Raw genomic sequence first — 24,977 nt, forward strand, 5'->3', positions numbered from 1 at the left:
GTGCGTCTCTTTCGCGTGATCATCAACTCGGTCATCGATCGAGGACGACGTCGCCGGAATCGTCCGGCAGCACCGCGGTACCACCCCGCTTGCCGCAGCAGATGTTGCGACCGCTTGTTCGTGAGCTGTGACGGGCTCGTCCCGTCCGGGTCTACTGGGAGCTCGCGCTCTGTTCTTCCGGAAGCTCGCCGCTGATGACGGCTCGGACGCTTCTGCTGCGCAGTCTACGCCTGCATCGGGCAGCTTCTCCAACCCGCCGGCGAACCTACGATTTCCCGCCGAACCTACTGGCTGTGATGTCTCGTGACTTCTGGGTGTCCCCGGAAGTCACGAGACATCACAGCCGAACCTACTCGGTGTACTCAGTGGGTTCGGCAGGAAACAGTTGGTTCGCGGAGGGTCAGCGGTTGGCTGCGGTGCCTTCGTGGATCTCGGTGAGCTTGGCGATGCCGTCGGCGAGATCCAGGGTGTCGGGGCCGACGTGCCCGCCGAGGCTGAGCGGCGGGTTGAAGCAGTAGATCTGTCCTTCTTCGAGTTCACCGAACTGCGAACGAGCGCCCCCGCGCGGACCTTCGAGATCGGCCAAGTGCGAGGACGAGCTCGGCAGGTGGTCGTTGAAGAATCCGACGACATCGGGCGCGACGAAGTTGTTGGTCACGAAGTGCGGGTCGAGGCACTGAACCGGGCCGTCGCCCTCCACGTGGTAGACGTGACCGAAGCTGGTCACGGCGAACGGGATGCTGCGGACGTCGCTGCCCAGCCAGCGCTGCAGCACCGGCGTCCACTCGGCCGGGTCGACCAGCGCGATGCGCTGTTCGCCGTAGAAGCCCAGGCCGTGGGTGCTCCACAACTCCACGAGTTCCTGCGGCGCGTGCTGCGCCGCGTACTCCAGGAAGGCGCGGCCGGGCACCTCGACGTCCGAGTCGGGGGCGTAGGTGTCGACGAAACGCTGCACGGTGATGCTCATGCGCCACATGCTAACCAGCGCATCGCCGCAGCGCGGGCGTACGAGGGGATGGACGAGGGAGCACGGCGGTCGGCGCGAGGCGCCGAGCACTCGAAACCCGGGTGAAAAAAGCACCCCGGGCGGATGGGAACATAGGCGGCATGACTGACGCCAACGCCACGCCCACCAGGGTCCCCGACAAGCCCACCGTCGACGGCTTGGAGGACAAGTGGGGAGCGGTATGGCAGGAGCAGGGAACGTATGCGTTCGACCGCGAGCGTGCGCTGTCGCTGCCCCGTGAGCAGGTCTTCTCGATCGACACACCCCCGCCGACGGCAAGCGGCAGCCTGCACGTGGGCCACGTCTTCGGGTACACCCACACCGACTGCATGGCGCGCTACCAGCGGATGCTCGGCAAGGAGGTCTTCTACCCGATCGGCTGGGACGACAACGGCCTGCCGACCGAGCGCCGCGTCCAGAACTACTACGGCGTGCGCGGTGACCACGGTGCCGCCTTCGACCCGAATTTCACCCCGCCGCTGCAGGGCGCCGAGGGCAAGTCGGTCAAGGCCGCCGACCAGGTGCCGATCAGCCGTGCCAACTTCATCCCGCTGTGCGAAGAGCTCACGGCCGAGGACGAGAAGTCGTTCGAGTCGATGTTCCGCACTCTCGGCGCGTCGATCGACTGGAACCAGACCTATCGCACGATCGACGACCGCTCACGCGCCGTGGCACAGCAGGCCTTCCTGCGCAACGTCGAGCGCGACGAGGCCTATCAGGCTGAGGCGCCCGGACTCTGGGACGTCACCTTCCAGTCCGCGGTCGCCCAGGCCGAGCTGGAAGCGCGCGACTACCCCGGCGCGTTCCACAAGGTGAGCTTCCACAAGCCGGACGGCGGCACGGTCGAGATCGAGACGACCCGTCCGGAACTCATCCCGGCCGTCGTCGCCCTCATCGCCCACCCGGACGACGAGCGGTACCAGGACCTCTTCGGCACCACCGTCACCTCCCCGTTGTTCGGTGTCGAGATCCCCGTGCTCGCCCACCAGGCGGCGGAGCCGGACAAGGGCGCGGGCATCGCGATGTGCTGCACCTTCGGTGACCTCACCGACGTCATGTGGTGGCGCGAACTGCAGCTGCCCATCCGTTCGATCATCACGCGCAACGGCCGTATCAGCGGTGAGACTCCGGAGTGGATCACCGGCGGCGCCGGAGAATCCCTGTACGTCGAGCAGCTCGCGACCAAAACGGTGCATTCGGCCCGCGAGGCGGTCGTCAACGCCCTGCGCGAGAGCGGCGACCTGATCGGTGAGCCGGTGAAGACGCAGCGCAAGGCCAACTTCTTCGAGAAGGGCGACAAGCCGCTCGAGATCGTGACCAGCCGCCAGTGGTACATCCGCAACGGCGGACGCAGCAAGGAGTTGCAGGACGAACTCATCGCGCGTGGCCAGGAGATCGACTTCCACCCCGCGTTCATGCGCAGCCGCTACACCAACTGGATCAGCGGGCTCAACGGCGACTGGTTGATCAGCCGACAGCGCTTCTTCGGGGTGCCGTTCCCGGTCTGGTACCCGCTCGACGCAGAGGGCGAGACCGACTACGACCACCCGATCCTCGCCGCGGAAGAGACCTTGCCGGTCGACCCCCAGACCGACGTCCCGCCCGGCTACGACGCCGAACAGCGTGGCGTGGCAGGCGGATTCGTCGGCGACCCCGACATCATGGACACCTGGGCGACCTCGTCCCTCTCTCCGCAGATCGCGACGGGGTGGCCGGTCGCGAGCAACGCCGGTGAGCGTAACGACGCGGAACTCTTCGCGAAGATCTTCCCGATGGACATGCGTCCGCAGGGCCACGACATCATCCGCACCTGGCTGTTCGCGACCGTCGTCCGCGCCCACTTCGAGAACGGCACGGTCCCGTGGACCGGCGCCGCGATCAACGGTTGGATCCTCGACCCCGACCGCAAGAAGATGAGCAAGTCGAAGGGCAACGCGGTCACGCCCGAGGAGGTGCTGCGCCAGCACAGCGCGGACGCCGTCCGTTACTGGGCGCTCGCCGGACGCCTCGGCGTCGACGCGGCCTACGACGAGAGCCAGATGAAAGTCGGCCGGCGGTTGGCGATGAAGCTGCTCAACGCAAGCAAGTTCGCGCTCACGATGGGCGATGTCGCCGACGACGCCCCGATCACCAACGAACTCGACCGGTCGGTGCTCGCGAACCTGCGCGAAGTCGTCGAGCAGGCCACCAAGGGCTTCGAGACGTGGGACTACACCCGCAGCCTGGAGGTCACCGAGACCTTCTTCTGGACCTTCTGTGACGACTACATCGAGTTGGTCAAGGACCGCGCGTACGGCGGTCAGGGCGAGGCGGAGGCGGCGAGCGCCCGCGCCACGCTCCGCCTGACGCTGAAGACGCTGCTTCGTCTGTTCGCCCCGTTCCTGCCCTATTCGACCGAGGAAGTCTGGTCGTGGTGGCAGGAGGGCAGCGTGCACCGGCAGGCGTGGCCGAGCCTCGAGGAACTCCGAACCGACGGGGACCCGACGGTGCTCGGCGCCGTCGGTCAGGCGCTCGCGGGCGTCCGTAAGGCGAAGTCGGACGCCAAGATGGGCATGCGTGCCGAGGTGAGTTCGGTGACCTTCGCCGGGCCGGCCGAGATCACCGACCGGGTCCGTGCGGGCGAGGCCGACCTGCGCGCGGCGGGCAAGATCACCGCGCTGCAGTACGCGGACGGCGAAACGTTCGAGGTGCGCGACGCAGAACTGATCCCGCCGCCGCCGAAGACGCCCGCGCAGAGCTGAACGACGTGCAGCGCAGATCCTGTTGATGAAGGTCAACTCATCCGCGCCTCGGATCCAGTTGCAGGACAACGTAGGACGTGACGCATAGGGTCGGTGCATGAGTCGACGGGGAGCGCGCGCGCCGTGGATGGTGCCCGTGCTGGTCGCCTCCGCGGTCTTCGGGTTGGCGACTGTTGCGGTTGTCTCCACCGGTGACCCGGTCATCGGCACGCCTACCGGCAGTCGCCCGGAGCGGCAGCCCCAACAGACGCCGACGCGCACCGACATCCCGAAACCGCCGACGGCCGGTGGCGCTGACTCGACCCCGTTGGCCTTCACCGAATGGGTGATCAAGGCGATCGTCGTGGCCGCCGCAATCGCGCTGTTGTGCTTGCTTGTGCTCGGGGTACGTGCATTGTTCCGACTGCGCTGGGAGCGCACCGTTCCGGAGCCGGAGCAGGACAGCAGAGCGGCGATCGAGCAGACGGTCAGCCGGAGCCGGGAGCTGCTGCGCACCGACACCCCCTCGAACGCGGTGATCGCGTGCTGGACGGCCCTCCTGGAGGGGGTCGCGGCACTCGGACTGCAGGCGCACCCGTCCGAGACGGCCACAGATGTGATGCAGCGGGTGATGTCCGACCTGGATGTCGACGACGACGCACTCGACGAACTGGCCGACCTCTACCGCGAGGCGCGGTTCTCCGACCACCCACTCACCGACGAACACCGCCTCGCTGCGCAGGACGCCCTGGACCGAGTCCAGCACTCGCTCGGAGCGCGAGAAGAGGTCGGGACCCGTGAATGAGCCCGAGTTCCGGCGTTGGTTCAAACGCATCGCGATCGGCGCAGTGTTCGGTGCGAGCTTCTGGACCGTGCTGCGTGTGTTCGACACCCCGGCGAACCTTCCGGCGCTCATCGCGGGCGGCATAGTGATCGCCGTCTGCACCGGTTACGTCCGCGATGTGCGAGAGGGGTGGTCGATCACGAACAACCTGCACACTCGGGACGAGAGCTACGAACCGTCCACCCGCAACGAGGGTCGCCTGTTCACCCTGCACAACATCTGCTCCGACGTCACCGCCAAAACTCACCGGGTCGGGCACGCCGATCGAAACCTTCAACGGTCACTGCGCACCGTGGTGGAGCATCGGATCAATCCCTCCGGGGCACAGTTCGTCTCCTCGAAGGAACTCCCCCAGGAGTTGCGCGCCTACCTGGAGTCCGATCCCCCGCCCCGCCTGACCCTCGCCGACCTCAACGCCATCGTCGATCGAATCGAGCAACTATGACCCAGCACCTCACCGTCGCCGAGACCTCGGATCTTGCCGGCCGCCTCCTGGACCGGGTCGAAGAGGTGGTCGTGGGCAAACGTGGTCCGCTGGAAACCGTGCTGGCGACCGTCCTCGCCGGTGGGCACGTGCTGCTCGAGGACAACCCCGGACTCGGCAAGACTCTTGCCGCCCGCAGCCTGGCCCAGGCGCTGGGTCTCGACTTCACCCGTGCGCAGTTCACACCCGACCTGTTGCCGTCAGACCTCACCGGGTCGTTCGTGTTCGACCAGTCCCGAAGCGACTTCGACTTCCGACCCGGCCCCGTCTTCACCGGACTGTTGCTCGCCGACGAGATCAACCGAACGCCACCCAAGACGCAGGCTGCGCTGTTGGAGGCGATGCAGGAACGCCAGGTGACTGTCGAGGGACGCACCTTCCCCCTCCCGGAACCGTTCCACGTCCTCGCGACCGCGAACCCCGTCGAGTACGAGGGCACCTATCCCCTGCCCGAGGCACAACTCGACCGGTTCCTCACCCGCGTCTCGTTCGGATACCCCTCTGCAGCAGACGAATTGGGGGTCCTCACCCGGCGGATGGAACGCCAACAGGAGGCGACCGTCCTGGACGCCGTCACCGACCCGGCCGGCCTGCTCGCCATGCAACGGTCCGTCGAGCAGGTTCACGTCGAGGACACCGTCCGCGCATACTGCGTGAACCTCGCTTCGTCGACCCGCAGCCACCAGCACGTCCTCATCGGCGCATCACCCCGAGGATCATTGGCGCTCATGCTCGTTTCGCGTGCGATCGCGGTGATCCGCGGCCGGGACTTCGTCACCCCGGACGACGTCAAGGCCATCGCCCCCGCCGTACTCGGTCACCGGATCAATCTGCGCCCGGAGCTGTGGATGTCGAATCTGACCACGTCGACCATCGTCGACGAATTGCTGTCGAGCGTTCCGGCGCCTTCCGTGACCGTCGCACCCGCCCGCGTCGATGGCTGAGGACAATCCCACCCGCTGGGTGCCGAGTTCGCTGCTGCTGCAGCTGATCCTGTGGGCAGGCGTGCTGCTCGCAGCCGCTGTCGCGTTCCGCCGAGCCGATCTGCTCGTCCTCGGTCTGCCCTTCGTCGTGTTGAGCACGTGGTCCATCGCCACCCGCCCGAGGTCCCGACCGACGGTCCGGCATGGTTTGGAACGGACGACCCCGACCGAAGCCGAGCGCACCAGGTTGATCGTCGAAGCTCGCGGTCTGGACGGCGCGGAGTCGTGGACCGTCCAGACGGACCGGACGGCACGGGTGCGCTGGGACAAATCCGTGACATCGGCCCTTGCGGACGTCGACCGGATCGAGCTGACCTGGTGGCCGAGCCGAACCGGCCCGGTGTGGGTCGGCGGCGTCCACGTTCAGTTCTCGTCACCGTGGGGCGCCTACCGCTTCGGTGCGCTCCACCTACCGCCGCTCGAAGCGAGAGCCCTGCCCCGTGCCGAGGCTTTCGACAGTCGCACCCCGGTGCCACATCCGATCGGCCTCGTCGGCCTGCACCGTTCGAGTCGTCCCGGTTCCGGCACCGAGTTCGCCGACGTGCGCGAGTTCCGGCCGGGAGACCGGCTGCGCTCGGTGCACTGGCCGCTGACCGCTCGCACGGGCACGTTGCACAGTCGCACCAACTACGCCGAACAGGACGCCGAAGTCCATCTCGTGGTCGACGCTTCGGTCGACTTCGGTGACCGGTCGCGAGGGACCACGATCGACACCGGCCTGCGGGCGGCAGCGGGCATCAGCGAGTTCTTCCTGCGCCAGGGGTGACCGGGTCGGGCTGCGAGTGGTGGGCAGCGAACGACCGTTGAATCTGCGACCGTCCCTCGGTCTGCAGCACCATCGCCGTGTGCTCGATCTGCTCAGCGCCGTGAACCCCGGCCGGCTCGGTGATCGAGATGCGTCCGGCTTGCGATGGAACATTCCGTCGGGAGCCACGGTCGTCATGATGTCGCCGCTGCTCGGTCAATTCGCCTCGACCGTCGCGGCCACCCTCGCAGCACGCGGTCTCACCATCGTGGTCGTCGACACTCTGCCGACCGAACCACTCGACGCAGTACAGGACCCGGGACACCTGATCGCCATGAGGATCCGGCTTCTCGAGCGGCAGATGGAGATCGATGCCCTGCGTCGTCGCGGAGTGCCGGTGGTCGCGTGGCATGGGCCGGGAACGCTGGACGATGTCATGCGCCGGCTGGCTCGGCGACCTCCCGCGCGGGCGGCTGCCCGATGAGCCGGCTGCTGTCCCGATGGGCGTCGATGCACCGAGATCGCCGCATCGCGCACCTGATGGCGTGGATGTTCGTCGCGCTGTTCGCTGCTGTCACCTCGTTCGGCGGAGCACCCGATCCCATACCCCTGACCACTCTCGCCGTGGCAGCGTCGGTCACCGCCTTCGAGACCACCGGCGCCTCCGTCGGCCTGCTCGGTCTGGCCGCCGTCTGGACCTGGGTCTCCGCCGGTTTCGCCCCCGACACCTGGTGGAGCCTGCCCGCGGCGCTGTGCCTGCTGGGGTTCCAGTGCTGCTTCCTGCTGGCGACCGGTGGCGCGGATCAGACGTCGATCGCGAGACCGGTGCTGAACCGCTGGGCCACTCGTACCCTCACAGCGAGCGCTCTCGTCGCAGCGGGCGCATCCCTGGTGTTGCTCGCCACCGGCGCACCGCGCCCATCGGCCGGCTGGCTCGTGCCGCTCGGACTCTGCGTGATCGCCGCCACCTTCGTCGCCGTCGCACGTACGCACGTGCCGACCGACTGACCGGCCGAGTAGACCCCCGGGTTGGACGATTAGGTGCGCCTTAGTTATCTTAGGGTCACCTTATGCAGCCTCGGAAAGGTTTCCCCGTGCTCGTCTCCGCTTCACGCTCAGCCCGCACCATCGCCCTGACCGCCGCACTCGGCCTGGTCCTCACCGCCTGCGGCTCTGGGTCCGCCGAGAAGAAGACCGAGACTGCTGCCGCCGGTACCGGCCAGAACTCCACGACCTCCGCCGGCAAGGCCAACGGCCCGGTGACCGTCAAGGACGCTCAGGGGCGTGCGGTGAAGGTCGCCGCGAACCCCGGCAAGGTCGTCGTCCTCGACTGGAGCGTCGCCCGCAGCCTGACCCAGCTCGGTGTGCCGATCGCCGCCCTGCCGAAGCCCAACGGTGAACTACCCACCGACTTGACGCCGCTGAAGTCGGTCAAGACGGTCGGCACGCTGTTCGAACCCGACTATGAGGGCATCGCCGAACTCGAGCCCGATCTCATCATCATCGGCGGCCGTTCGGGTAATGCGAAAGTGCTGAAGGAAATGAGCAAGATCACTCCCAATGTGATCGACATGTCCGTGCGCACCGATGACCCGAAGCAGCGCATGGAGGTCGTCGCCGACCGCTACGAGACGCTCGCCTCCATCTGGGGCAAGTCCGCGCAGGCCAGGACGAACCTCGCCGCGATGGACAAGTCGATCAGTGATGTCAAGACCAAGGCCGCCAAGGCCGGCGGCACGACGATGTTCGTCCAGGTCTCCGGCGGGAAGGTCAGCGCGTACGGGCCCGGCTCGCGCTTCAGCGCCGTCTGGTCCGAGTTCGGATTCAAGCCGGTGAACGCACCGTTCAAGAAGGACGGCGGTCACGGCGAGGAGATCAACCAGGAGTTCTTCCTGAAGTACAACCCCAGCCGCATCGTGGTGCTGGACCGCAGCCGCGCGATCGGCCAGTCCGGCAAGCCCGCGCTCGACGTGTTGAACTCCGGGCTGGTCAACAAGACCGACGCCGCGAAGAACAAGAAGATCTCCACCGTCGACGGCTTCTCCTGGTACCTCGCCTCGGACACGCCGCTGTCCTACATCGCTGCTGCGAACGACCTCACAAAGGTGCTGTGAGCGCTTCGGCCACCGCAGTGAAGGCGTCCGGGGAGGGTCGTTCGCTGCGTCCGTCCCCGGTGTCCGTGGCCGGCGTCCTGGTCGTCGTCCTGAGCGCACTGTCGCTCGGTGTCGGCGTCGCGGGCGTCGGCCCGCTCGACGTCTTCAGCCCGAACGCCGCGCAGTGGGAAATCCTGCGCGTCTCGCGCATCCCTCGATTGGTCGCGCTGCTGCTGGCAGGTGCCGCCATGGCGGTCGCGGGTCTGATCATGCAGCGAATCACCGGCAACCGCTTCGTCTCACCGAGCACCTCGGGCACCGTCGAGGCCGCCGTGCTGGGCGTCATCGCCAGCGCGCTCCTCGTCCCGTCCGCCGGCCTGCTGGCGCAGATGGGTTTTGCGATCGGTACCGCGATCATCGGCACCATCGGATTTCTCTTTCTGCTGCAGACCCTGCGCCGGGCCGACACGCTCACCGTCGCGCTCGTGGGCATGATGTACGGCGGTGTCCTCGGCGCGGTCGGTGCCTACCTGGCTTACCAGGCCGACCTGCTGCAGATGCTCGAACTCTGGACGACCGGCGCCGGTTCGTCGCTGCGCGAAGGCACCTACGAACCGCTCTACCTGGTGCTCGCCGTCGGCGCGATCGGCTATCTGTTCGCCGACCGCTTCACCGTCGTCGGTATGGGTGAGGACGTCGCCACCAATCTCGGTGTGAAGTACCGCAGCGTCCTGTACATCGGCCTGGTGGTGGTCTCGATGATGGCCGCGCTCGTCGTGGTCGTGGTCGGGGCGATCCCCTTCCTCGGCCTGATCGTGCCGAACATCGTCTCGATGATGCTCGGCGACAACGTCCGACGCGTGCTGCCGATCACCGCGCTGGCCGGCGCCGGTTTCGTCGTGGCCTGCGACCTGGTCGGACGCCTGGTGCGCTTCCCGTACGAGGTGCCGTTCGCAACCATCGCCGGCATCATCGGTGCCGCCGTGTTCATCGTGTTGATCCTGCGGGCTGCGCGAGGTGACCTGCGATGACCACGACCACCACGCGCCCTGCCGATCACGCACCTGCCGACCGGCCGATCGTCACCGAGTTCGAGCGTGCCCGCCGCCGTCGGATCCACATCGGACTCCTGGTTCTGACGGCCGTCGCCGTTGCCGCCGTCGCGGTCTACCAGTTCTGGGACCTACCGAGCGCCGGTTCCTACGCGCTCGACCTGCGCCGTCGCCAGCTCGCGACCCTGGTCATCGCCGGCGTCTCGTGCGGTGTCTCGGCCGTTCTCTTCCAGACCCCCGCCGGTTCTCCCCTGCTGACTCCCGGAGTAATGGGATTCGATGCGCTGTACGTGCTGCTCGGCACGCTGATCGTGCTGATGCTCGGCACCGACACGCTCGTCGGCATGTCACCGGTCACCACGACTGTCCTGAATGCCGCAGCGTTGAGCCTGTTCGGCGTGGTTATCTTCGGGCTGCTGTTGCATGTCTCTGGGCGCAACCTTGTGGTGATGGTGCTCATCGGGATGGTGTGCAGCGCGTTGTTCTCCTCGTTGGGGTCCTTCGCCTCCCGGATGCTGTCCCCCACCGACTTCCTGACCGTGCAGGACATCATGTTCGCCTCCTTCAGTACGGCCGACGAGTCGGTGCTGAAGGCGACAGCAGTCCTCACCGCCGTGGCTGTGGCGGCATGCGTTCCACTGCTGAAGTACCTCGACCTGCTGAACCTCGGCACCGAGCGCGCGATCGTCCTCGGCCTGCGCTACCGCTTGGTCGTCGGCCTGACGCTCACCGTGATCACCGTGCTGGTCGCCAGTTCCACGGCACTGGTCGGACCGATGACCTTCCTCGGCCTGATCGTCGCCAATGTCGCCCGCCAGGTCGTCGCCTCCCCCGGGCATGGCCCGTTGATCCTCGGCGCGATGCTGGTCGGCATCTGCGCCACGGTGTTCGGTCAGTTGCTGGTCAGCCGTGTCCTCAACTTCGGCGCGCCGCTGTCGGTCGTGATCAATCTGATCGGCGGCGCCTACTTCATCTACCTGCTCATGAGGAGAGTCCGCCTGTGATCGAGCTCCACGACCTCACCGTCCGCTACGACGAGGCCACCGTGCTCGACGTCCCGTCCTTGTCGATCCCGGTCGGTTGCCTGACGGCGCTCGTCGGTCCGAACGGAGCGGGCAAGTCGACGCTGCTGTCGGTGACCGGGCGTCTGCTGAAGCCCACCAACGGGCGCGCCCTGGTCGGCGGGCTCGACGTGCAGCACAGCCCCAACGTCGAGATCAGCAAGGTCGTGTCGATCCTGCGGCAGGAAAACCACCTCACCGCGCGGCTGACCGTCGCCGATCTGGTCCGTTTCGGACGTTTCCCGCACTGCAAGGGACGCCTGCGCCCCGAGGACCACCGCCACGTCGAGGAGGCGATCCGTTTCGCCGACCTGGTCGACCTGCGAGACCGCTACCTCGACCAGCTGTCCGGCGGCCAACGACAACGCGCGTTCATCGCAATGGTGCTCGCGCAGGACACCCCGCACATCCTGCTCGACGAGCCACTGAACAACCTCGACATCAAGCACGCGGTCGCGATGATGCAACGCCTGCGCTCACTGGTGCACGACCTCGGCAAGACCGTCGTCGTCGTGCTGCACGACATCAACATCGCCGCCGCCTACTGCGACCAGATCATCGCGATGCGCGACGGTCGGGTGCTCGCGCAGGGCTCCCCCGAACTCATCATCGACCCGGACGTGCTGCGTGAGGTGTACGAGGTGGACGTCGAGGTGCTCGAGGCGCGCGGACGCCGCGTGGCCGTCTACTTCGAGTGAGTCCGCCACGCGACCGAACAGATCGGCCCCCTCGAGATGGATCTCGAGGGGGCCGATTTCGTTGTCTGTCAGGCAGATTCCTTGCGCTGCGTGCGCTTGCGGGGCTCGCGCTTCACGATCGTCGGCAGGACGTTGTCGAGCACGACCTCACGAGTGACCACCACACGAGCGATGTCGTCGTCACTGGGGACGTCGAACATGACCGGCATGAGCACCTCTTCCATGATCGCGCGCAGGCCGCGAGCGCCGGTGCCGCGCAGGTTCGCCTGCTCGGCAACGGCCTCGATCGCGTCCGGGGTGAACTCCAACTCGACGCCGTCGATCTCGAACATCTTCTGGTACTGCTTCACCAACGCGTTGCGCGGCTCAGTGAGGATCGACACCAGGCCGTCGCGGTCGATCGGCTCGACGGTGGTGATGACCGGCAGACGCCCGATGAACTCGGGAATCAAACCGAACTTCATCAAGTCCTCGGGCAACACCTCGGCGAAGCTGGACATCGGGTCGGACGCCTGACGCAGTTCGGAGCCGAAGCCCAGGCCTTGTCGGCCGGCGCGGCTCTCGATGATCTTCTCCAGGCCGGCGAACGCTCCACCCACGATGAACAACACATTGGTGGTGTCGATCTGGATGAACTCCTGGTGTGGGTGCTTGCGTCCGCCCTGCGGGGGCACCGAGGCGCTGGTGCCTTCCAGGATCTTCAGCAGCGCCTGCTGCACGCCCTCGCCGGAGACGTCGCGGGTGATCGAGGGGTTCTCGCTCTTGCGGGCGACCTTGTCGATCTCGTCAATGTAGATGATGCCGGTCTCGGCCTTCTTCACATCGAAGTCGGCGGCCTGGATCAGCTTCAGCAGAATGTTCTCGACGTCTTCACCGACATAACCGGCCTCGGTCAGCGCGGTGGCGTCGGCGATCGCGAACGGGACGTTGAGCATGCGGGCGAGGGTCTGCGCCAGGTAGGTCTTGCCGCACCCGGTCGGGCCGATCAGCAGGATGTTGCTCTTGGCGATCTCGACACCGTCGGCGTCCTTCTTCGGCGCCTGCTCGGCGGCCTGGATGCGCTTGTAGTGGTTGTAGACCGCGACGGCCAGCGAACGCTTGGCGGGAGTCTGACCGATGACGTACTGCTCGAGGAACTCGAAGATCTCCTTGGGCTTGGGCAGCTTCTCCAGGCCCAGCTCGCTGGTCTCGGCCAGCTCTTCCTCGATGATCTCGTTGCACAGGTCGATGCACTCGTCGCAGATGTAGACGCCCGGTCCGGCGATGAGCTTCTTGACCTGCTTCTGGCTCTTTCCGCAGAACGAGCACTTCAGCAGATCGCTGCTCTCTCCCATACGTGCCACGCGCTTCCTTCTCCCTGCTCGACTCGCCATGCGTCCTTGGTTCGCATGACTCGGACGACGCTACCTGCTGGCTACGACAGCCACCTTCATTGAACCCCGGTGTCGGGCGTCGCGTCACGCGTGTCCGCCGAGGGCTTAACGCTGAGGGTCCCGATCCACCCGGGATCGGGACCCTCACCTCACGTGCGCACCATCACCGGGCGCTCACGGCTGAAGCGAGGCCTTACGCGAAGCCAGCACCTCGTCGATGAGGCCGTACTCCTTGGCCTCGGCGGCGGTCAGGATCTTGTCGCGCTCGATGTCACGCTCGACCTGCTCCTTGGAACGGCCGGTGTGCGTGGCGATCGTCTGCTCCAGCCAGTCACGCATCCGGAAGATCTCGTTGGCGGTGATCTCCAGGTCGGAGGCCGTACCGCCCGAGCCCTCCATCGCCGGCTGGTGGATCAGGATGCGCGCGTTCGGCAATGCGAACCGCTTGCCCGGTGCACCCGCGCCGAGCAGGACGGCGGCAGCCGAGGCGGCCTGCCCGATCACGAAGGTCTGCACATCCGGCTGGATGTACTGCATCGTGTCGTAGATCGCGGTCAGCGCGGTGAACGAACCACCCGGGCTATTGATGTACATGAGGATGTCGCGGTCGGGGTCCTGGCTCTCCAGCACGACCAACTGGGCGATGATGTCGTCCGCGGACGCGTCGTCGACCTGCACGCCGAGGAAGATGATGCGGTCCTCGAACAGCTTGTTGTACGGGTCGGACCGCTTCATGCCGTACGAGGTGCGCTCCTCGAACTGCGGAAGGATGTAGCGGTTGCTCGGCGGCACGTAGAGCCCGCCCTGGTTGTTCGAATTCATCTGTGCTCCAAGCGGATTCATCGAGTAGCTCATGCCTGCACCTCACCCGGGGCGTCGACCGAACGCTCGAAGACGTGGTCGACGAAGCCGTACTCCTTGGCCTCACGGGCCGAGAACCAACGGTCGCGGTCGGAGTCCTTCTCGACCTGGTCGACCGACTGGCCGGTGTGCTCGGCGATGAGTTCGGCGAGTTCCTTCTTCATGCCCAGCAGCAGTTCGGCCTGGGTACGGATGTCGGAGGCCGTACCGCCGATACCACCGGAGGGTTGGTGCATCATGATGCGCGCGTGCGGGGTGGCGTAGCGCTTGCCCTTGGTGCCGGCCGAGAGCAGGAACTGGCCCATGGAGGCAGCCAGGCCCATCGCCACGGTCGCGACGTCGTTGGGGATCCAGTTCATCGTGTCGTAGATCGCCATACCTGCGGTCACCGAACCACCGGGGCTGTTGATGTACAGCCAGATGTCCTTCTCCGGGTCCTCGGCCGCCAACAGCAGCAGCTGCGCGCAGATGGCGTTCGCGTTGTCGTCACGAACGTCCGAGCCCAGGAAGATGATGCGTTCCTTGAGCAGCCGGTTGTAGATCTGGTCGTCGAGGCCGGCGACCGGCTGGGTGGCCATGCCGACCGGCGTGCCGACCGGCGCGTTGCTGCGCTCCGTCATCGTTACTCCATCTGTTCGTTCTGTCGTTCCTACGGGACCGATGTCCACTTCCACTCGACCCTAACGCGCACCACCGACGGTTTCGTCCCGACCCGGACCCTTGTTCGCCCTGAGCGCAAGAGCCACCGTCCGCACATTTTTCGGTCGGTCCGCCCCGGGGACGGCGAAGGCGCACGAGCGGGTGCTCGTGCGCCTTCACGCGGTGTTCGCGCAGTGTGCGGAGCCTGATCAGGCGTCCTTCGTGCCCTCGTCCTCGACCTCGGTCGAAACATCGGCGGTCTCGGTCTCGGTCTCAGTCTCGATGTCGTCCTCGTCGCTGCCGTCGAGTTCGCCGTCGAAGTCGTCCTCGACCTCCATCTCCTGGTTCAGGTCGACGGTGTTGCCGTCGGTGTCGACAACCTCGACCTTCTCCAGGACGGACGCCAGCGCCTTGCGGCGACCGACCTCGGACATCACCTGCGGCACCTGGCCCTGCTGGTCGAGCGCCTGCGCGAAGGTGTTCGGGTCCATGCCGTACTGCTGCGCCGACATGATGAGGTACTCGATGAGTTCCTCCTGGGAGACCTTGACGTCGTCCTGCGCCACGATCTTGTCCAGCAGGATCTGCGACTTCAGCGCCCGGCGGGTCGACTCGTCGACCTCCGCGCGGTGCTCGTCGTCGTCCATGCGGCCTTCGCCCTCAAGGTGGTTGTTGACCTCGGCGTCGATGATGCTCTGCGGCAGCGCGATCTCGACATTCTCGAGCAGGTGCTCCAGCACCTTGTCACGCGCCTGCACACCCTGCTGGAAACGCTTGGAGTTCTCCGCCTGCTGGCTCAACTGCTCACGCAGTTCGTCCATCGTGTCGTGCTCGGAGGCCAGCTGGGCGAAGTCGTCGTCGAGTTCGGGCAGCTCGCGCTCCTTGACCGCCTGCAGCGTCACGGTGCAGGACGCGTCCTGACCCTCGTGCTCGCCACCGGCCAGCGCCGCGGTGAAGTCCTTGGACTCGCCGGCCTGCAGGCCCTCGAGTGCCTCGTCCATGCCCTCGAGCATGTTGCCTGCACCGACCTCGTAGGAGATGCCCTCGACGCTGTCGATCTCCTCGTCACCGATGGACGCCTTGAGGTCGATCGTCACGAAGTCGCCCTTGGTGGCGGCGCGCTCGACGGTCTTCAGGGTGCCGAAACGCTCACGCAGCGCCTCGACCTCGGCGTCGACGTCCTCGTCGGTGACCTTCAACGGCTCGACCTCGACCTTGATGGCCGAGAAGTCGGGCAGGTCGAACTCGGGAAGCACGTCGACCTCGGCGGTGAAGACCAGCGGGTCGTCGCCCTCGGTCGGAGCGCCGGTCACGTCGACCTCGGGCTGACCCAGCGGCTGCAGGTCGTTCTCCTCGATGGCCTGGGCGTAGAAGTTCGGCAGGGCCTCGTTGATCGCCTCGCTGACGACCGCACCGCGGCCGAAGCGCTGCTCGATGATCCGGGCCGGCACCTTGCCCTTGCGGAAGCCGGGGATCTGAACCTGGTTGCCGATCGCGGTGTACGCGGCGTCCAGGCTCGGCTTGAGCTCCTCGAACGGCACCTCGACGGTCAGCTTGACCCGGGTCGGGTTGAGGGTCTCGACGGCGCTCTTCACTACAGGCACTCCAAAGGGTTGGGAACGGTCTCGCTCATTACTGGAGCGGGCGACGAGAATCGAACTCGCGTAATCAGTTTGGAAGACTGAGGCTCTACCATTGAGCTACGCCCGCACGGAACATCGGCGACCTTCGCGTCGGGCGGCCCGACGTCCGGTCTGATGTACCGAGGGGTTAGCCTACCTACTCTGCCGACCGCAGCAAAAACCGGTCAGCAACATACCGATACGGGGTATGGCGCAGCTTGGTAGCGCGTCCGCTTTGGGAGCGGAAGGCCGCCGGTTCGAATCCGGCTACCCCGACGTCCGGGCGTCGCCTGTACTAGATGCGCGAGTTATCGACGGTCGCGCAGGTCATAGCGTGCGCAACTGTCGAGGACTCGCGCGTTGCCGAACACGGGGGCGAAATCGACGGCCTGAAAAGCCGCCGAGCCGAAGTCGGCGAGAGGGGTCAGTTACGGCGCAGGACGACGACCGTGCGGTCGTCGGTCTCGCCGGCCCGGGCGGTCTGGCAGATGCGCTTGGCCGAGCCCACGATCGAGGAACTGATCTCGCGCTCCGCATGACCGAGCATGCGGTCGATGCCCTGGGAGATGTCGACGTCCTTGTGCTCCACGACGCCGTCACTGAACAGCACCAGGATGTCGCCGGGCAGCAGTTGCCCGCGCACCCGGGGGTAGTCGCGCTCGGTGAGGTGGTCGATGATGCCGAGGACGACCCCGGCCTCAGTGGTCATCGCTTCCCAGCGTCCGGCGCCGGCGTGAAACTGCACGGCGGCCGGATGCCCGGCCGAACCGAGCGAGAAGGCACCGTCGGCGAGGTCGACGGCGACGTGGGTCGCGGTCGCAAAACCGTCGGTCCAGCCCTGACGGACCAGGTAGTCGTTGATGGCGGGCAGGACGCGGGACGGTTCAAGGGCACCGAGCAGACCGGAGACAGCGCCACCGAGCAATACGGCCCGGGATCCGGCGGTCGAGCCCTTGCCCGACACGTCGAGCACCGCAGCATTGAAGACTCCGCTGACCTCGCAACCGACCACGACGTCGCCGCAGAACGCCTCGTCGTGAGCGGGCATCACCGCGCTGTCGAGACTCCAGCCCGGTGGCAGGTCGGGCATGTGGGTCTGCACCTCGTGCCGCCGGCGCAGGTCGGTGAGCAGGGTCGTCGCAACCTGGTGGGAGATGCCGCTGCTGCGCGTCCAGGTGCGGTCCAGGGCCGCCACGACGGCGGCGGTCACGCCGATCGCGATCGCGCTGGTGGCCGCACGCTCGGTGAGGTCGGGAGTGAGGATGAAGGCGACCAGGACGAACGCCAGACAGCAATACGCGAGCGCGATCCCCATGAGCCGGCCACTGAGCATCAGACCGCTCGCGAGCACCGGCGGGAGGAAGAGCGCGTAGCTGTAGTCGGGACGAACCTCGAACAACAACACCAGGAACGTCGCGATCGTGACGATTGCGGCGGTGACGATCCAGGCCGAGCGTGGCAGGTCGAAGGTGGGTGCCGCCGTCCGCTGCCGACGCAGGAGCCAGCGCATCGGCCGGGACGACAGTCCCGGTGACAGCGATTGCTCGATTCCCATGCCGCCACGCTAACCGTCCGGCGATGTATAGGGAAATGAGTTGGACAAATCCATACCCGTTTCTCCCCTATCGAGCCGCGAGGGGCGTACCCTGCCCTCCCGCCAAGCACCCGTGCGGGTGTGTCGGGCTAGTCCTCGGCGGGCAACTCTCCACTGTTCTCATACGCAGTCACCATGTCCAAGCGCCGCTGATGACGGGCAACTCCGGCGTACGGCGTCTCGAGGAACACTTTCACCATCGCCTGGGCCTGTTCCTGGGTATGGAAGCGTCCACCCAACGAGATGATCTGAGCGTCGTTGTGCTCACGGGCGAGCTGCGCCAACTCCGTCGAATAGCACAGCGCCGCGCGGATGCCCTTCACCTTGTTGGCCGCTATCTGCTCGCCGTTGCCGGACCCGCCGAGCACGATGCCCAACGATCCCGGGTCTGCGGCGACACCTTCGGCGGCGCGCAGCACATAGACCGGGTAGTTGTCCTGCTCGTCGTACTGCGCCGGACCGTGGTCGACCACCTCGTGGCCCTGCTCGACCAGCCATTCGACCAGGCCGCGCTGCATCTCGTAGGCGGCGTGGTCGCCACCGATGTGAACTCGCATGAGGCTTCTCTCTCTTTCAGCTGAAGTCGGGGTCGGCGTCGCGGGTGCGCTTGAGTTCGTAGAAGCCGGGCGTGCCGGCGACCAGCAGGCAGCCGTCCCAGAGCTTGCCGGCGGCCTCGCCCTTGGGTGCCGGGGTGACCACCGGGCCGAAGAACGCGACGCCCTCGAACGCCACGACCGGCGTCCCGACCTCGTCACCGACCAGGTCGATCGCCCGCTGGTGCGAAGCACGCAACGCCTGGTCGACCTCGTCACCGGGGACGTTCTCGGCGCGGTCGATCAGATCGGCCGGCAGACCGGCGTCCTCGAGCGCCTCGACGCAGACCTGACGCAGGTCCTGCTCGTCGCGTCCGCGGCCTTCGAGGTGGATGCGCTGACCCATCGCGTCGTACAGCTTCTTACGGACGTCGTTCCGCTCGTCCTGCGGCACCGAGAGTTCGGCGGCGATCACCGTTCGCACCGGCAGCCACCCGCGGTCGAGCATCTCGCGGTAGCTCTGCGGCAGATCGCGGCCCTCGTTGAGGACGCTGAGCGACATCACCGACCAGGTGACGTCGACGTCACGGACCTGCTCGACCTGCATCATCCAGCGGGAGGTCATCCAGGCCCACGGGCACATCGGATCGAAGAACATCTCGGCCGTCTTTCGGCCGCCCTGCGGGGCGTCGGTGTCAGTCACGTGCTCATCCTGCCAAACGCGTCGGACGCCCGCGTGGGAGCATGTCGTCCGCGTGCGCCCGACGAAGTGCTCACGTCCGGATCCCCACGAAGGAGTTCATCGGTGGCAACCACCAACCTGACCCGTACCGAGGCCGAGGGCCGCTCGACACTGATCGACGTCGCGTCCTATGACGTGACCCTCGATCTGACGAGCGAGGAGAAAACGTTCGGATCCGTCACCGAGGTGGTCTTCACCGCCGAGCAGGACGGCGACACCTTCATCGACTTCGTCGACGGCACCGTCACCGGCCTCGAACTCAACGGCGAATCGCTCGACGCCGCCGGCAGTTACGACGGTGCGCGCATCGCGTTGACGGTGCGCTCCGGCGAGAACCGGCTGCGGGTCGAAGGCACCGGCACCTACATGAACACCGGTGAGGGCCTGCACCGTTTCGTCGACCCGGTCGACAACGAGGTCTACCTCTACAGCCAGTTCGAGGTCGCCGACTGCCGCCGGATGTTCGCCGTGTGGGATCAGCCCGACCTCAAGGCCACGTTCCGCTTCACCGTCACCGCGCCCGCCCATTGGCAGATCGTCTCCAACCAGCCGACCCCCGAACCGCAGCCCGCCGAGCACACCTGGCGCGACCCTTCCGGCAACGAGCGCCCGACCGCAACCTGGTCGTTCGGGGCCACCCCGGTCATGTCGTCCTACATCACTGCGCTCGTCGCAGGCCCGTACGACGTCGTCCGCGACAGCGTCTCGACCCGTCGCGGCGAGGTGCCGCTGGCGATCTACTGCCGCAGGTCGTTGAGCGAGTTCCTCGACTCCGACAACGTGTTCGACTGCACCAAACGCGGATTCGAGTTCTTCGAGAACGAGTTCGACTGCGAGTACCCGTTCGAGAAGTACGACCAGATCTTCACCCCCGAATACAACGCGGGGGCGATGGAGAACGCCGGCTGCGTGACCTTCAACGAGATCTACATCTTCCGTTCGAAGGTCTCGGACGCGAAGATCGAACGCCGCGCGCTCACGATCCTGCACGAACTCGCGCACATGTGGTTCGGCGACCTGGTCACCATGAAGTGGTGGAACGACCTGTGGCTCAACGAGTCGTTCGCCGAGTGGGCGTCCACCGTCTGCCAGGCGGAAGCGACCGAATGGGACGAGGCCTGGACGACCTTCTCGATCTTGGAGAAGACCTGGGCCTACAACCAGGACCAGCTGAGCTCCACCCACCCGATCGTCGCCGACATCGGCGACCTCGAGGACGTCGAGTCCAACTTCGACGGCATCACCTACGCCAAGGGTGCGTCCGTGCTGAAGCAACTCGTCGCGTACGTCGGCCGCGACCGGTTCGTGCAGGGTCTGCGCTCCTATTTCGCCAAGTACGCGTGGGGCAACACGACCCTGCCCGACCTGCTGACAGAACTTGCGGACGCCTCCGGCCGCGACCTGAAGGCGTGGTCGGCGCTCTGGCTGGAGACCGCGGGCGTCAACACCCTCACTCCGAAGCTGGAGACGGGCGACGACGGCACGATCTCGTCCTTCGTCATCGAGCAGACGGCCACCGAGGAACTCCCGACACTGCGCCCGCACCGCCTCGCTGTGGGTTGCTATGAGCGCCAGGGCGATTCGTGGGTTCGTACCAACCACGTCGAGGTTGACGTGGACGGCGCGAGCACGAGCGTCGACGCACTCGTCGGCACGACGCATCCCGGCGTGATCCTGCTCAACGACGACGACCTGGCCTATGCCAAGATCCGCCTGGACGACGCGTCGATGGCGGCGGTGATCGAGCAGCCCGAAGGGTTCGACTCCCTTCCCCGCGCGCTCGTGCTGGGTGCCCTGTGGGACATGACGCGTGATGCGCAGCTGCGTGGACGCGACCTCGTCTCGGTGCTCCAGGTGCTCGTCGGCAAGGAGACCCACTCGGGAATCCTGCGAATGATGCTCACCGTGCTGCGCCAGCTGACCGAGCTGTACATCAGCCCGGACGCGCAGGACGAGGTGCGTGCGCACGTCACCGCCACGTTGCGCGAGGCCGCGTCCCAGGCAGCTCCTGGTTCGGACGCCCAGTTGCAGCTCACCGAGGCGTTCGCCGCGTACGCGTCCACCGAGGACGATGTCGCGTTGGTGCGGGGTCTGCTGTCGGGTCAGGAGTCGTTCGAGGGCCTGGCGATCGACCAGGATCTGCGCTGGTCGTTGCTCACGTCGCTCGCCGCCGCAGGGGCCGCGCAGGAGGACGAGATCGTCGCCGAGGAGCAGAAGGACGCGACCGCCAGCGGCAAGGAACGGGCCGCCCTGGTGCGCGCGGCGCTGCCCACCCCCGAGGCCAAGGCCGAGGCGTGGAGCAAGCTGGTCGAGACTCCGGGTCTGCCCAACCAGACGATCGAGGCGATCGGCAAGGGTCTGCAGCGGGTGCACGACCGGCAACTGCTCGCCCCCTATGCGGACAAGTACTTCGCCATGCTGACCTCGATGTGGGCAGACCGAACGTTCCACATCGGTCAGAGCATCGCCAACCTGGCGTTCCCGGTGTCGCTGACCTCGCCGGATCTGCTCGGTGCAGCTCAGCAATGGCTGGACGAGAACGCGTCCGCGCCGGCCGGTCTGGTGCGTGTGGTGACCGAGCACCGCGACGACGTCCAGCGGGCACTCACCGCGCAGGCATACGACGCTTCGCTCTGATCCATCGCACGAAACGCACGGCCCCGCTCCGATCGGAGCGGGGCCGTGCGTTTCGTGCGGTCAGTTCTGCGGCTCGGCGTCGCGGTGGTTCACGCATCGGATCAGTCGCTTGGCGCGACGACTGATCATCACCTCGTCCAGCGTGACCAGCTTGTGGTTGCCGTCTGCAAGAGGCAGACGCCAGTTCGGGTACTCCTCGTCGGTACCCGGCTGGTTGATCGTGCGCACGTCACCGACCAGGTCGTTCACCGAGACTCCGAGCATCTTGCTCGGTGCCCATGCGAGGTACTTGTGCAGGGCGTCGACCTGCTCCTCGATACCGGCCTGCTCCTTGAGCAGACCCCGCTCGCGCAACTCCGACAGCACTGCTTCGCGCTGAGCGTCGTCCTCGGCGATCTCCTCCTCCAACGGGCGAGTGAGCAGACCGAGTTCGTGACGCACCGCGATGTGCTCTCCCTGCAGGTACCCGGCGGTGGGCGGCAGGTCGTGCGTGGTGACGCTCGCCAGGCACAGCGACCGGTAGGTCTCGGGGGCACGCGGAGCGGAGCCGTCCTTGCGCTCGAACCACAGGATCGACGTGCCGAGCAGGCCGCGCTCCAGCAGGTAGTCACGGACCCAGTCCTCGACGGTGCCGAGGTCTTCGCCGATCACGACGGCGCCGGCGCGCTGGGCCTCGAGCGCCAGGATGCCGACCATCGCCTCGTGGTCGTAGCGCACGTAGGTGCCGTTCTTCGGGGACTCCCCGCGCGGCACCCACCACAGACGGAAGAGTCCGAGGATGTGGTCGACGCGGATGCCGCCTGCCATGCGCAGCACGGTGCGAAGCATGTCGCGGAACGGCGCGTACCCGAGTTCGGCCAGGCGGTCCGGGCGCCACGGCGGCTGGCTCCAGTCCTGCCCCATCTGGTTGTAGTCGTCCGGCGGGGCGCCGACGCTCACCTGGTGGGCGAGCACGTCTCCGAGCGCCCAGGCGTCCGCGCCGCCGGGGTGCACGCCGACTGCGAGGTCGTGGACGACGCCGACACCCATGCCGGCGGCGCGCAGTTCCCGCTGGGCATCGGCCAACTGGCTCTGCACGATCCACTGCAACCAGCACTGGAACTCGACCTCGTCGGCCAGACGTTCCCGCTCGGCAGCAACGGCCTCGCTGCGTGGGTCGCGTAGCTCCTGCGGCCATGTCTCCCAGGGCAATCCGCGGTCGACGACGATGGCCGACCAGGTGGCGAAATCGATGAGGCCCTGGCCCTCACGGGTCACGAACTCCTCGAACTCGCGAGCGCGGCGGTGCGTGCGTTCGGTACGGAAGATCATCCGCAGGGCGGCCCGCTTGGCCTCCCAGGAGCCGTCACGGTCGAGCTGAGCGAGCTTGTTCAACCGGCGGGCGTCGTCGCTGTGCCACTCCACGAGTTGGTGTTCGGCTGCGGACAGGTAACCGATCTCCGGTACTTCCTCGACCCGGATGTACATCGGGTTGACGAAGCGGCGCGAGGTCGGCAGGTACGGCGAGGGCTCCATCGTCGCGACCGGCTCGGCTGCGTGCACCGGGTTGATCAGGGCGAAGTCGGCACCCTGGCGAGCGCCCCAGGTACCGAGTTCGGCGAGGTCGGCGGCGTCGCCGATGCCCCACGAACGCTCGGAACGCACGGTGTACAGCTGGGTCATCAGACCCCACACGCTGTCGTTCTCCAGCGCGGCCGGCAGGCTGACCTTCTCCGGCGTCACGATCACCGGCGCGCGGTGCTCCTGCGTCGGGCGGGGTGTGGCCTTCGCCCCGTCGGTCGTCGCTACGGACTCCGCGGCGGGCCCTGCGTCGTCCACCGGCTTCTGTCCGACCGACACGATCAGTTCGTGATAACCGAGCGGCAGGTCGCCGGGCAGTTCGATCGTGGTCTCGGCGACCATCTCGCCGTCGATCTCGCGCGGTTCGACGAACCGTTCGACGACGGCGACCTCTCGAGTGCGCCCGTCCTCCAACCGCAGCCTTGCCTCGCTGTGCGCCCCGTCGGCTGCATGCAACGCGACCCACGGCGTCCAGCCTTCGCGCAGGACGATCACACGTGGGACGACGCGGCGCCACGGCTCGAGTTCGCGCTGGGCAAGCGCTGCCCGGGCGGACTGTTCGTCGGATGCGTCCACGTCGAACACGCTCAGCACGGTGCTGATGGTGTGGGCGGACACCTGGACGTGGTTGCCCTTCCAGTCCCAGTAGTCGGTGGCGACGCCGTAGGCGCGGGCGAGGTCGATGAGCGTGCTGGACGGGGCGTCGGACATGGCCGCAAGTTTCGCACGCCCGGCGGAGCCGGACGAACCTTGTCTCGCCCTCCTGCGAAACTTGGCCACATGCCCGACTTCACCGTGAGCGACCGACTGCCGGTCACCATCTGGGACCGGCTCCTCGGCACTCCCTTGATGATCGCCGGGATCGTCGTGATCGCGCTGTTCCTGCGCTTGGTCGTGCACCGCGCGATCCGCAAGGTGACCGCGATGATGGAGCAGCGATCGGCCGAACGGGTCACGGCGAGCGGACGCGCGACGCGGGTGCTGCGGCAGGCCACCGGCCTGGACAACGAGCGACGCAAACAACGCGCGGCGACGGTCGGTTCACTGTTGCGATCGATCTCGACAGTCCTCATCTTCACGATCGCCGCGCTGACGATCATGGCCGAGTTGGGCGTGCCGCCCGCTCCCCTGCTGACCTCGGCCGGCATCGGTGGTGTCGCCCTCGGCTTCGGGGCACAGAGCCTGGTGAAGGATTTCCTGTCCGGGATCTTCATGATCATGGAGGACCAGTACGGCGTCGGCGACGTGATCGACACCGGTGAGGCGATCGGCACGGTCGAGGAGGTCACGCTGCGAGTGACCCGGCTGCGCGACGCGGCCGGTGTCGTCTGGTACGTCCGCAACGGCGAGATCATCCGTATCGGCAACAAGTCTCAGGGCTGGGCCGTCGCGCTCATCGACATCCCGATCGCCTACGACCAGCCCGTGGAGAAGGCTCTCGACACACTGCGCACCGTCACCCGCACCATCGACGACGAATCCCCGTGGAAAGAGGTATTGCTCGAGGAACCGCAGGTCGCGGGTGTCGAGTCCGTCAGCGGTGGCGTCGTGACGCTACGGATCATCGCCAAGACCGTGCCGGGCGAACAGTACGCGCTGTCCCGTGAGGTGCGCGAGCGCAGTAAGAACGCCTTGGACGCAGCCGGCATCCGCGGTCCTGCGCTGCCGCCGTACTCGTCGGGTGCCGGTATCTGAGCCGTGCTGCCTCCCCTGCGGGATCGCAAACCTCG

At 66.9% G+C, this 24,977-nt stretch carries 22 protein-coding genes and 2 tRNA genes; 14 read left to right on the forward strand and 10 right to left on the reverse strand.

Annotated features, from left to right (window positions below):
* Positions 1-400: 400 nt before the first annotated feature.
* Positions 401-967, reverse strand: a complete 567-nt coding sequence (locus tag ACYU8W_RS09160) for a GAD-like domain-containing protein (protein ID WP_499468465.1) — start codon at positions 965-967, stop codon at positions 401-403.
* A 140-nt stretch (positions 968-1,107) separates the two neighbouring features.
* On the opposite strand from ACYU8W_RS09160, the gene valS reads away from it, so the two are divergent.
* The 11 genes from valS (at position 1,108) to ACYU8W_RS09215 (ending at position 11,686) form a co-directional block, all read left to right on the forward strand.
* Complete coding sequence (gene valS, locus ACYU8W_RS09165) at positions 1,108-3,747, forward strand: valine--tRNA ligase (RefSeq protein ID WP_499468467.1); 2,640 nt, start codon at positions 1,108-1,110, stop codon at positions 3,745-3,747.
* A 97-nt stretch (positions 3,748-3,844) separates the two neighbouring features.
* On the forward strand, positions 3,845-4,531 hold the full coding sequence (locus ACYU8W_RS09170; protein WP_499468469.1) for a DUF4129 domain-containing protein: 687 nt from the start codon (positions 3,845-3,847) through the stop codon (positions 4,529-4,531).
* Positions 4,524-5,015 (forward strand): hypothetical protein, encoded by a 492-nt coding sequence (locus ACYU8W_RS09175; RefSeq protein ID WP_499468471.1) that lies wholly within the window; start codon positions 4,524-4,526, stop codon positions 5,013-5,015. Before ACYU8W_RS09170 ends, ACYU8W_RS09175 begins: the two co-directional genes overlap by 8 nt.
* The gene (locus ACYU8W_RS09180; protein ID WP_499468473.1) at positions 5,012-5,998 is read left to right on the forward strand and encodes an AAA family ATPase; all 987 of its coding nucleotides are present in this window, start codon (positions 5,012-5,014) and stop codon (positions 5,996-5,998) included. The genes ACYU8W_RS09175 and ACYU8W_RS09180 overlap by 4 nt, the downstream gene beginning before the upstream one ends.
* The gene (locus ACYU8W_RS09185; protein ID WP_499468475.1) at positions 5,991-6,803 is read left to right on the forward strand and encodes a DUF58 domain-containing protein; all 813 of its coding nucleotides are present in this window, start codon (positions 5,991-5,993) and stop codon (positions 6,801-6,803) included. Before ACYU8W_RS09180 ends, ACYU8W_RS09185 begins: the two co-directional genes overlap by 8 nt.
* Positions 6,804-6,822: 19 nt before the next feature.
* Positions 6,823-7,266 carry a hypothetical protein gene (locus tag ACYU8W_RS09190; RefSeq protein ID WP_499468477.1) on the forward strand — a complete coding sequence of 148 codons (444 nt, stop codon included), beginning with the start codon at positions 6,823-6,825 and terminating at the stop codon, positions 7,264-7,266.
* Between the two features lie 26 nt (positions 7,267-7,292).
* Entirely contained in the window at positions 7,293-7,790 is a 498-nt protein-coding gene (locus ACYU8W_RS09195) for a hypothetical protein (protein ID WP_499468479.1), read from the forward strand.
* 86 nt (positions 7,791-7,876) lie between these two features.
* Positions 7,877-8,896, forward strand: a complete 1,020-nt coding sequence (locus ACYU8W_RS09200; protein WP_499468481.1) for a siderophore ABC transporter substrate-binding protein — start codon at positions 7,877-7,879, stop codon at positions 8,894-8,896.
* Positions 8,893-9,906, forward strand: coding sequence for an ABC transporter permease (locus tag ACYU8W_RS09205; protein WP_141927964.1), 1,014 nt, complete (start codon positions 8,893-8,895; stop codon positions 9,904-9,906). The genes ACYU8W_RS09200 and ACYU8W_RS09205 overlap by 4 nt, the downstream gene beginning before the upstream one ends.
* On the forward strand, positions 9,903-10,931 hold the full coding sequence (locus ACYU8W_RS09210) for an iron chelate uptake ABC transporter family permease subunit (protein ID WP_499468483.1): 1,029 nt from the start codon (positions 9,903-9,905) through the stop codon (positions 10,929-10,931). Before ACYU8W_RS09205 ends, ACYU8W_RS09210 begins: the two co-directional genes overlap by 4 nt.
* Positions 10,928-11,686 (forward strand): iron ABC transporter ATP-binding protein, encoded by a 759-nt coding sequence (locus tag ACYU8W_RS09215; protein WP_499468485.1) that lies wholly within the window; start codon positions 10,928-10,930, stop codon positions 11,684-11,686. Before ACYU8W_RS09210 ends, ACYU8W_RS09215 begins: the two co-directional genes overlap by 4 nt.
* Positions 11,687-11,754: 68 nt before the next feature.
* Here ACYU8W_RS09215 and clpX read toward each other — a convergent pair whose 3' ends face one another.
* The 5 genes from clpX to ACYU8W_RS09240 all read right to left on the reverse strand — a co-directional run bounded on the left by clpX (position 11,755) and on the right by ACYU8W_RS09240 (position 16,269).
* Entirely contained in the window at positions 11,755-13,029 is a 1,275-nt protein-coding gene (gene clpX / locus ACYU8W_RS09220; protein ID WP_129624883.1) for an ATP-dependent Clp protease ATP-binding subunit ClpX, read from the reverse strand.
* Positions 13,030-13,233: 204 nt separating this feature from the next.
* Complete coding sequence (locus ACYU8W_RS09225) at positions 13,234-13,881, reverse strand: ATP-dependent Clp protease proteolytic subunit (RefSeq protein ID WP_129624882.1); 648 nt, start codon at positions 13,879-13,881, stop codon at positions 13,234-13,236.
* Between the two features lie 29 nt (positions 13,882-13,910).
* Entirely contained in the window at positions 13,911-14,498 is a 588-nt protein-coding gene (locus tag ACYU8W_RS09230) for an ATP-dependent Clp protease proteolytic subunit (protein ID WP_129624971.1), read from the reverse strand.
* A 270-nt stretch (positions 14,499-14,768) separates the two neighbouring features.
* A complete protein-coding gene (tig, locus tag ACYU8W_RS09235) occupies positions 14,769-16,154 on the reverse strand; it encodes a trigger factor (RefSeq protein WP_499468487.1) in 1,386 nt (461 codons plus the stop codon).
* A gap of 41 nt (positions 16,155-16,195) precedes the next feature.
* Positions 16,196-16,269, reverse strand: a tRNA-Gly gene (locus tag ACYU8W_RS09240).
* A 114-nt stretch (positions 16,270-16,383) separates the two neighbouring features.
* Between ACYU8W_RS09240 and ACYU8W_RS09245 the strand changes: the two genes are divergently transcribed.
* Positions 16,384-16,457: transfer RNA gene (locus ACYU8W_RS09245), tRNA-Pro, on the forward strand.
* 148 nt (positions 16,458-16,605) lie between these two features.
* Here ACYU8W_RS09245 and ACYU8W_RS09250 read toward each other — a convergent pair.
* The 3 genes from ACYU8W_RS09250 to ACYU8W_RS09260 form a co-directional block, all read right to left on the reverse strand.
* Positions 16,606-17,736 carry a PP2C family protein-serine/threonine phosphatase gene (locus ACYU8W_RS09250; RefSeq protein WP_499468489.1) on the reverse strand — a complete coding sequence of 377 codons (1,131 nt, stop codon included), beginning with the start codon at positions 17,734-17,736 and terminating at the stop codon, positions 16,606-16,608.
* 128 nt (positions 17,737-17,864) lie between these two features.
* On the reverse strand, positions 17,865-18,332 hold the full coding sequence (locus tag ACYU8W_RS09255) for a ribose-5-phosphate isomerase (protein ID WP_499468491.1): 468 nt from the start codon (positions 18,330-18,332) through the stop codon (positions 17,865-17,867).
* A 16-nt stretch (positions 18,333-18,348) separates the two neighbouring features.
* Entirely contained in the window at positions 18,349-18,966 is a 618-nt protein-coding gene (locus tag ACYU8W_RS09260) for a mycothiol-dependent nitroreductase Rv2466c family protein (RefSeq protein ID WP_499468572.1), read from the reverse strand.
* Between the two features lie 147 nt (positions 18,967-19,113).
* On the opposite strand from ACYU8W_RS09260, the gene pepN reads away from it, so the two are divergent.
* Positions 19,114-21,687, forward strand: a complete 2,574-nt coding sequence (gene pepN, locus ACYU8W_RS09265) for an aminopeptidase N (RefSeq protein WP_499468493.1) — start codon at positions 19,114-19,116, stop codon at positions 21,685-21,687.
* Positions 21,688-21,747: 60 nt separating this feature from the next.
* On the opposite strand, the gene malQ is transcribed toward pepN, so the two are convergent.
* Positions 21,748-23,958, reverse strand: a complete 2,211-nt coding sequence (gene malQ, locus ACYU8W_RS09270; protein ID WP_499468495.1) for a 4-alpha-glucanotransferase — start codon at positions 23,956-23,958, stop codon at positions 21,748-21,750.
* Between the two features lie 69 nt (positions 23,959-24,027).
* Between malQ and ACYU8W_RS09275 the strand changes: the two genes are divergently transcribed.
* Entirely contained in the window at positions 24,028-24,942 is a 915-nt protein-coding gene (locus ACYU8W_RS09275) for a mechanosensitive ion channel family protein (protein ID WP_499468497.1), read from the forward strand.
* Positions 24,943-24,977 lie beyond the last annotated feature (35 nt).

The sequence above is a fragment of the Yimella radicis genome (assembly GCF_054778255.1).

Excerpts from the sequence above, each read along its gene's own strand:
- valS (WP_499468467.1), top strand. The coding sequence starts at position 1,108 with ATGACTGACGCCAACGCCACGCCCACCAGGGTCCCCGACAAGCCCACC.
- ACYU8W_RS09275 (WP_499468497.1), top strand. The coding sequence starts at position 24,028 with ATGCCCGACTTCACCGTGAGCGACCGACTGCCGGTCACCATCTGGGAC.
- ACYU8W_RS09255 (WP_499468491.1), bottom strand. The coding sequence starts at position 18,332 with ATGCGAGTTCACATCGGTGGCGACCACGCCGCCTACGAGATGCAGCGC.
- ACYU8W_RS09180 (WP_499468473.1), top strand. The coding sequence starts at position 5,012 with ATGACCCAGCACCTCACCGTCGCCGAGACCTCGGATCTTGCCGGCCGC.
- malQ (WP_499468495.1), bottom strand. The coding sequence starts at position 23,958 with ATGTCCGACGCCCCGTCCAGCACGCTCATCGACCTCGCCCGCGCCTAC.
- ACYU8W_RS09260 (WP_499468572.1), bottom strand. The coding sequence starts at position 18,966 with ATGTTCTTCGATCCGATGTGCCCGTGGGCCTGGATGACCTCCCGCTGG.
- ACYU8W_RS09160 (WP_499468465.1), bottom strand. The coding sequence starts at position 967 with ATGAGCATCACCGTGCAGCGTTTCGTCGACACCTACGCCCCCGACTCG.
- ACYU8W_RS09195 (WP_499468479.1), top strand. The coding sequence starts at position 7,293 with ATGCACCGAGATCGCCGCATCGCGCACCTGATGGCGTGGATGTTCGTC.
- ACYU8W_RS09230 (WP_129624971.1), bottom strand. The coding sequence starts at position 14,498 with ATGGCCACCCAGCCGGTCGCCGGCCTCGACGACCAGATCTACAACCGG.
- ACYU8W_RS09185 (WP_499468475.1), top strand. The coding sequence starts at position 5,991 with ATGGCTGAGGACAATCCCACCCGCTGGGTGCCGAGTTCGCTGCTGCTG.
- ACYU8W_RS09170 (WP_499468469.1), top strand. The coding sequence starts at position 3,845 with ATGAGTCGACGGGGAGCGCGCGCGCCGTGGATGGTGCCCGTGCTGGTC.
- ACYU8W_RS09250 (WP_499468489.1), bottom strand. The coding sequence starts at position 17,736 with ATGGGAATCGAGCAATCGCTGTCACCGGGACTGTCGTCCCGGCCGATG.
- ACYU8W_RS09225 (WP_129624882.1), bottom strand. The coding sequence starts at position 13,881 with ATGAATTCGAACAACCAGGGCGGGCTCTACGTGCCGCCGAGCAACCGC.
- ACYU8W_RS09210 (WP_499468483.1), top strand. The coding sequence starts at position 9,903 with ATGACCACGACCACCACGCGCCCTGCCGATCACGCACCTGCCGACCGG.